General features: G+C 72.9%; 2 protein-coding genes and 2 pseudogenes. 1 reads left to right on the top strand and 3 read right to left on the bottom strand.

The features are described from left to right. Positions 1-62: pseudogene (locus IE312_RS44040) on the bottom strand (cupin domain-containing protein); the annotation flags it as partial. Positions 63-95: 33 nt separating this feature from the next. Then, positions 96-1,178 (bottom strand): SchA/CurD-like domain-containing protein, encoded by a 1,083-nt coding sequence (locus IE312_RS29405; protein WP_189985323.1) that lies wholly within the window; start codon positions 1,176-1,178, stop codon positions 96-98. A 200-nt stretch (positions 1,179-1,378) separates the two neighbouring features. On the opposite strand from IE312_RS29405, the gene IE312_RS29400 reads away from it, so the two are divergent. Continuing rightward, complete coding sequence (locus tag IE312_RS29400; RefSeq protein ID WP_189985322.1) at positions 1,379-3,037, top strand: FAD-dependent oxidoreductase; 1,659 nt, start codon at positions 1,379-1,381, stop codon at positions 3,035-3,037. 209 nt (positions 3,038-3,246) lie between these two features. Here IE312_RS29400 and IE312_RS42340 read toward each other — a convergent pair. Continuing rightward, positions 3,247-3,311, bottom strand: a pseudogene (locus IE312_RS42340) (RDD family protein); the annotation flags it as partial.

Genomic DNA, 3,311 nt, shown 5'->3' with positions numbered 1-3,311 from the left:
CCGCGCCGGGTGTTGGGCTCGACCTCGCTGAGGTCCACGATCTTCGGAAGGTGTTGGATCACGGCGTTCCTCCGTTGGTGTGCTGGGCCTGCCGGTCAGGCGTCGGGCGAGCGGCGGTCGGTGACGAGGTCCATGCCGACGGGCTCCCCGTCCAGCAGGCCCGCGAGCGCGGCCTGCCGTCCGGGCCCGGGCAGCAGGGCGCCGGCGTCCGCGCCGGGGCGTACGTCGACCAGCCGGACCACGACGTCGTCGCGCTGGAAGATCGTGCTGCGCAGGACCGGGCTGTCCGGGTCCTCCGCCGCCGCCTCGTCCTGCTGGGCGAGCAGCTCCGCCAGCCGCATCCCGCGGTCCGGCAGGGCCGGGTAGTACAGCGCCTGCCGGTCGCCCTCGGTGAGTTCGTCCACGGTGACGTGGTGCACGGCGGGCAGCGCCGCCCGGGTGAAGAACACCCGCGCGGACTCCTGGTCGTCGAGGTCCCGGTCCTGCTCCAGATAGGGGTTGATGGCCTCCTCGACGGCCCGCACCTCCGGCTGCCGGGCGACATGGCGCAGCGCCGCGAGCAGGTCGCCGCGCACCTCGATGGCCCGCACCACCCGGTTGCCGTGCATGAACAGCGAGGTCCGGCACAGCCGGGTGGTCTCGTCGACCCGCGCCTCGGGCGAGGCGTAGTCGGAGAGGATCCGCTTCACCTCCCGCTCGCTGCCCGGCTTGACCGTGAAGGTCAGCGCGTGCCGGATCACGCCGTCACCGATCCGCGGCGAGGTCTGCAGCCGGCGCCGCGACGCGGCCCCGGCCGGCTCGCCGCCGGTCTCGCGGACGATGTGGAACCGCAGCGACCGGGTGTCCCGGACGCAGCTGTGCAGCGGTTCCACCATCCGCACGTGCTCCTCGCTGTTCACCCAGGTGAGGAACGGCGGGGCGCTCTCCCATTCGCTGGTGATCAGCCACTGGGAGGGGTTCTCGATCGACTGGCACAGCTGGTCGCTGACGTGGCCGGGCACCTGCGCCACCTGGTTGCACAGTTGCTCGTAGGCCTCCAGGAACTGCTGCTGGGCGCCGTCGTGGACGTCCACGAGCAGGACGACCCGGAGACGGGAGCCGTCGAACACGGACTGGGAGACCCTCTTCGACACCTCGCGCGTCGACTGGTCCGAGATCTTTTCCGACAGGGTGGTCATGCTGCGCATCTCCTTCACGGGGGCAGAGGCGAACGCCGGCCGCCGATGACGCGACGTCAGCGCTTCTTGATCCTGTGCCGCTTCCCGCGGTGCGCGCGACTCGCGTGAACCACGTGGGTGATTGAGCACGCGAAAGCCGTCCCAGAGGGCACAGAAACAGCAACGCGCCTCACATCCCCGACCTCGCCTCTGGAGACTCGATGCAGCAGAAAGCCGATCACCAGGTGCCCGTCCTCGTCGTGGGCGGTTCTCTGGTGGGCCTGTCCCTCTCCCTGTTCCTGGGCCGTCTCGGCGTACCGCACATGCTCGTCGAGCGGCACTCCGGGACCTCGATCCACCCGCGTGGCCGCGGCAACAACCTGCGCACGATGGAACTCTTCCGGGTGGCCGGCATCGAGCCGGACATCAAGGCGGCAGCCTCGCTCCTCGCGGCCAACCACGGCATCCTCCAGACACCGACGCTGGCCGGTGACGCCGGCGAGTGGCTGTTCAGAGAGATCGACCCGGGCGGCGGACTGGCGAAGTTCAGTCCCACGACGTGGTGCCTGTGCAGCCAGAACGACCTGGAGCCGGTGCTGCTGAAGGGGGCCCGTGCCCTCGGCGGCGACCTGCGCTACTTCCACGAGCTGGAGGGCTTCGAGCAGGACTCCGAAGGAGTGACGGCGCTCGTCCGGGACCGTGACAGCGACGCGCTGTACACCGTCCGGGCGGACTACCTCGTCGCGTGCGACGGCCCGCGCAGCCCGGTCCGCAACCGGCTCGGCATCGGGCAGAGCGGGCCGGGCGACCTGTTCGCCAACGTCAGCGTCACCTTCCGCTCCAAGCTGCTCGCCGAGTCGGTCGGCGACCGGCACTTCATCTGCTGCTACCTCACGAACCCCGAGGCCGACGGCGCCCTGCTGCCCGTCGACAACAAGGAGCACTGGGTCTTCCACGCCCCCTGGCACCCGGAGCACGGCGAGACCCTGGAGGAGTTCACCGAGGAGCGGCTCCAGCGGCACATCCGGCTCGCCGTCGGCGTCCCCGACCTCGACGTCGAGATCACCGGCAAGGCCTCGTGGCGCGCCGCGGAACGCGTCGCCGAGCGGTACACGGCCGGCCGCGTCCTGCTCGCCGGCGACTCCGCCCACGAGATGTCCCCGACCGGCGCCTTCGGCTCGAACACCGGCATCCAGGACGCCCACAACCTGGCCTGGAAGCTGGCCGCCGTCCTCGACGGCTGGGCCGGGCCGGACCTGCTGGAGACCTACGACACCGAGCGCCGGCCCGTCGCCCTGGCCACCAGCGCCCGCGCCTCCGCCCGCTCCGTGGAGCACAGCCACCCCGGCTTCGCGCCGACGCCCGGCGTCGGCGGCGGCCCGCGCAGCGGCATCCTCCCGGTGGTCCTGTGCTACCGCTACCTGGAGGGCGCCGTCCTCGACGCCGACCCCGCCCATCCGGTCGTACCCGACGCGGTGCGGCTGACCGGGGACCCGGGCAGCCGGTCCCCGCACCTGTGGCTGCGCCGGGCGGGCGCCCGGCTCTCCACGGTCGACCTCTACGAGCGGTCGATGGTGCTGCTCTGCGACGCCGGGTCGGCGGCGGGCGCCGCCTGGCACGCGGCCGCCCGGCGCATCGCCGGCACGGACGGCGTACGGCTGGAGGCGTACCGGATCGGCGCCGGTGCGGACGCCGACCTGACGTACGACGGGGAGGGCCCCGGCGGCGGCACCGACTGGGCCGCGGCGCACGGCACCACGGCCGACGGGGCGGTGCTGGTACGCCCGGACGGGTTCGTCGCCTGGCGCGCGACCGGCGCGGTGGCGGATCCGGAGACGGAACTGCGGGCGGTGCTGGCGGCGGTGCTGCGCAGGGGGTGAGCGGGGGTGGGCGGGGATGGCGGGAGCTGAATACGGAAGGCGCGAGGGGGGCGAAGAGTGAGCGCCCGGGAGGGTGAGCGCGGAGGTGAGCGCTGGGTGAAGGGCGGGCCCGGTCGTCGTCGGTGACCGGGCCCGGGCGTTCGGACGCGCACCTCGACCGTCCTCAGACGCGCACCGCGACCGTTGTCAGACGCGCACCTCGACCGTCCTCAGAGGCGCACCTCGACCGTCTTCGCCAGCCGGTCGTGCAGACCGCGGCCGTCGCGGTCCCAGA

Origin of the sequence: Streptomyces capoamus (genome assembly GCF_014654935.1) — a bacterium.
Classification (GTDB): domain Bacteria; phylum Actinomycetota; class Actinomycetes; order Streptomycetales; family Streptomycetaceae; genus Streptomyces; species Streptomyces capoamus.
Note: the sequence above shows the minus strand (reverse complement) of the source record. Positions and strands in the feature narration are given on the sequence as shown.

Excerpts from the sequence above, each read along its gene's own strand:
- IE312_RS29400 (WP_189985322.1), top strand. The coding sequence starts at position 1,379 with ATGCAGCAGAAAGCCGATCACCAGGTGCCCGTCCTCGTCGTGGGCGGT.
- IE312_RS29405 (WP_189985323.1), bottom strand. The coding sequence starts at position 1,178 with ATGACCACCCTGTCGGAAAAGATCTCGGACCAGTCGACGCGCGAGGTG.